Origin of the sequence: Bacillus sp. J33 (assembly GCF_000518885.1) — a bacterium.
Lineage (GTDB): Bacteria > Bacillota > Bacilli > Bacillales > Cytobacillaceae > Cytobacillus.
The window spans coordinates 1-3,753 of the sequence record NZ_JAEL01000174.1; the positions used below are offsets into that span (position 1 = coordinate 1).

The following is a 3,753-nucleotide window of genomic DNA, read 5'->3' on the forward strand; positions in this document are numbered from 1 at the left end:
TCATCATTTGTCCAGGTTACCAAGCGATAGCGCGGTAGGAAGAAAGTAAGAAAGTGCCCAATTTAATTTGTCCGTTTTCTTGACGTAGTATCAATTAATAATGAAAAAAATTTGGGGCCGACCCCCATACTGATCCATTAAACTCCGAATAGTATAGCAGGAAAGAAAAATAATACATAAATTAATGAAATTTCGCAGGAATATGAATTAGGAGGTCTGGTTGTGAGATTGGTGCAAATGGATATTGATCAAATTTTGGAATCTACATCGGAAATTGCAGAAGAAGATCTTGGCTATATAATCAGACAAGTTGAAATCGATATTTTACTTGAAAGAACCCAGGATTGGTAAAATAAATAAAACTCCCCGCAGTTCACAGCTGCGGGGAGTTTTTTAATGGCTTTTGTAGGAAATACTGTTCTGCTTTATATCCTCTTTCTTAAATGGATACGAGGACATAGAGGAGAGCAATACTCCCAAAATAACGATTCCTCCGCCGATTGCCTGATATAGATATAAGGATTCTGCTGTGAATAAAACAGCAAAAATGATGGCGAAAACAGGCAGAAGATTAAGAAAAACACCTGCTTTTGAAGCCCCAATTATAGAGACGCCATAATTCCATGATAAAAAGGCAACAATGGACGCAAAGAAGCCAACATACAGCAAGATAACGCCTGAGGCAATCGAAAAGGATGGAACTGTTTCAGTTAATTTGTATTCAATTACACTTAAAGGGGCCAATATTAAGATGCCAAGAAAAGAAGTTACATAAAAAGCCGAAAGCCCGGGAAGTATGCCTGAAAATTTTTTCCCAATAACAGAGTACAATGCCCACATGACTACTGCCAGCAATACATATAGGTCTCCTGCATTAATGCTCCAAGATATAAATGCATCGATTGATCCTCGAGAAATAATGAATGAAATTCCAAACACCGACATAATAATTCCGGCTGCACCATGCCATGAAAGCTTTTCCTTTAATATAAACACAGCAAAAATAGCAATAAATAGCGGAGTTGTACTATTGACAACAGAAGCATTAATAGAGGTGGTGTATTGGAGGGCAAAGTAAATAATCGTATTATAGCCTGCTACACCTGTCACTGCCAGCAGCAAAAGTACAGGTTTATGCTGGCGCAATATTTTCCAATCCTTTTTAAGCGGTTTTATCATAAAAGGTGTTAACAGCAAAAAAGCTATCATCCATCTCAAGAATGAAAAAAGTATAGGGGGGAAATACTCAACCCCAATTCTGCCAATTACAAAATTCCCCCCCCAGATCATGTTTGCAAGGATTAATAAAGTAAAGCCATATTTATTGTTTGTTCCAGCCTTCACAAATAAAACCTCTTTCCAACTATAATATAGTTTCCATTTTACATTAATTTCAGAAATTTTATCAGGAGGAATCTGTAACAATTGGAAGTTTGTTCCCGTCAATTATGTCAAAAGGGGTGTCTAAAATGAAAAGTAAATGGCTTTGGATTGGCGGCCTGGTGGTCATGTTCATTGTTTTAGGTTCAATCGCATATGGAACCCGGCTGAAAATAGTTGGTGACCTTGCAGGAATGAATGAGGATCTCATTGTGTTAAAGAACAAAGTTTGGGAAATTGAGTTTTCAAAAGAGCTGGAGGCTGAAAGTGTTAATAGCCAAACCATTTATGTGCTGGATCAAGAGGGCATTAAGCAGGAGGTTGGCTTGTCACTGGGCAATGATCAAAAAACGGTCCAGATTCATCCACCGAATGATGGCTATAAAGTAAATTCGCCTCGCTATTCTTTAATATTGACAAAAGGAATTAAAGCGAAGTCGGGCGGCAATTTAATAAATACATTGGAAGTAAAATTTACAGTAAAGGAAACGCTGCCGGCCATCGGATCAAAGGAAAAGTTAAATGCTTATTTTTTGAAATTGCTAAAGGATGAGCAGATGTATTTTGCTGGCAGGGATATGGCTGTAAACGAAGAAAACAGCATTGAGAAAAGTGCCGCAGATTCGGCTGAAGGGGAATTCTCGGAGACCAATGTCCAAGTAGAGGGTATTGATGAAGCAGACCAGGTTAAAACGGATAGCACTCATATATATAAAATCAGCGAAGGAAAAGTGGAAATTATTAAAGCAGTCCCGGCTGACAAAATGAGCATTGATTCTGTGCTTTCGTTCAATCAGGCCTTCTCTCCCAATCAGTTATTTTTGGAAGGTGATCAATTGGTTGTTATGGGCCATAGCTTTAAAGAGATGTCTAAAAAACAGGGCAAAGCTGCGGCGGACTTAATGATTGCACCTGCTTTTCAATCAACAAAAGCAATCGTTTACGATATTACAAATAAACAGAAGCCAAAACAAATAAGAGAGATTGAAATCGAAGGCAGTTTGCTTGCTGCGAGATTAATGGATGGAAAGGTATATCTTGTTACAAGCCATTTTCCCGACTATTGGATTCTGGAAAGAAATAAAAAAGCGGACCTGCGGCCACGATACGCTGATTCGGCTAAAAGTGAAGAGCTGCAGGTTATGGATTATAATGAAATTCAGTATTTCCCAGATTCAAAAAATGCACACTATACCAGCATAGCTGTTATGGAATTGAAAGATCCAGCATCCCCACTGGCTCTCACTACCTACCTGGGCAGCGGAAATGAATTATATATGTCCATGAACAATCTCTATCTGGCCGTACCCACTTATGAAACTGGGGCCATAACAGAAGGAGTTGGATTCAGCCCTGATACCAGCATCTATAAATTCAATATAAACGGCAGGGAAGTGGAATTTCAAAATTCAGCTAAAATAAAAGGGGCACTCTTAAATCAATTTTCTATGGATGAATATAAAGGAAACTTTAGAGTGGTCACGACTAAGGGCCAAGCATGGGACGACAGAAATCCATCCTCCAATAACCTTTATATACTGGATGAAAACCTAAAACGGATTGGTAAGCTTGAGGACCTTGCAAAAGGTGAGCGTATATACTCTGCACGGTTTATGAATGACCGAATTTATATGGTTACTTTTAAAGAAACCGACCCTCTCTTTGTAATTGATGGTTCCAACCCGGAAAATCCTGCAGTGCTGGGTGAATTGAAAATACCGGGTTTCAGCAATTACTTGCATCCGCTGGATGAAAACCATTTAATAGGCTTTGGGCATGATACTAAGGTAATGGCTGGGAAGGGGGCAGGAAGCCAGCCGATAATTGCAGTAAACGGGGTGAAATTATCACTTTTTGATGTAAGTGATATGAAAAACCCGATTGAAAAGGATACAGAAATAATCAGCGGCAGAGGAACCTACTCTCCTTTAAATCATGATCACAAAGCACTTCTGGTTCACAAAATGAATAACCTTTTTGCTTTTCCCATTACGGTTTACCAAAATGCAGAAGGCAGCCAGTTTGAATCAAAATTTGAATTCCAGGGTGCTTATGTATATAAGATAACTGCTCAAGACGGTATCCAACTCCAAAATAAGATTACACATCAGGCGGATAATGCAATCTACGAGGAATGGGAAAATACTATTGAACGGATCATTTATATCGGTGATTATCTATATAGCATCTCTCCAAAAAAGATAGACGCCTATCATATGAATGGATTGACAAAGGCGGGAGAACTTAACATTAACTAAAAATAGGAGAACCAGTCCACATTAGACTGCACCCCTTATAGTAGATGTTGAAAAACCCACAGTTGGGCAACATTGACTTAAGGGGTGATTTTTTATGGCAAAAAAAGGACAAAGG

Annotated in this window: 3 protein-coding genes; 2 read left to right on the forward strand and 1 reads right to left on the reverse strand. The window is 38.7% G+C overall.

Going from position 1 to position 3,753, the window contains the following annotated elements:
* Positions 1 to 222: 222 nt before the first annotated feature.
* Positions 223 to 351 carry a hypothetical protein gene (locus L634_RS34745; RefSeq protein ID WP_269521778.1) on the forward strand — a complete coding sequence of 43 codons (129 nt, stop codon included), beginning with the start codon at positions 223 to 225 and terminating at the stop codon, positions 349 to 351.
* Positions 352 to 393: 42 nt separating this feature from the next.
* Here L634_RS34745 and L634_RS0128255 read toward each other — a convergent pair whose 3' ends face one another.
* On the reverse strand, positions 394 to 1,344 hold the full coding sequence (locus L634_RS0128255) for a DMT family transporter (protein WP_026585274.1): 951 nt from the start codon (positions 1,342 to 1,344) through the stop codon (positions 394 to 396).
* Between the two features lie 125 nt (positions 1,345 to 1,469).
* On the opposite strand from L634_RS0128255, the gene L634_RS0128260 reads away from it, so the two are divergent.
* On the forward strand, positions 1,470 to 3,638 hold the full coding sequence (locus L634_RS0128260; RefSeq protein ID WP_026585275.1) for a beta-propeller domain-containing protein: 2,169 nt from the start codon (positions 1,470 to 1,472) through the stop codon (positions 3,636 to 3,638).
* The last annotated feature ends 115 nt before the right edge of the window (positions 3,639 to 3,753 follow it).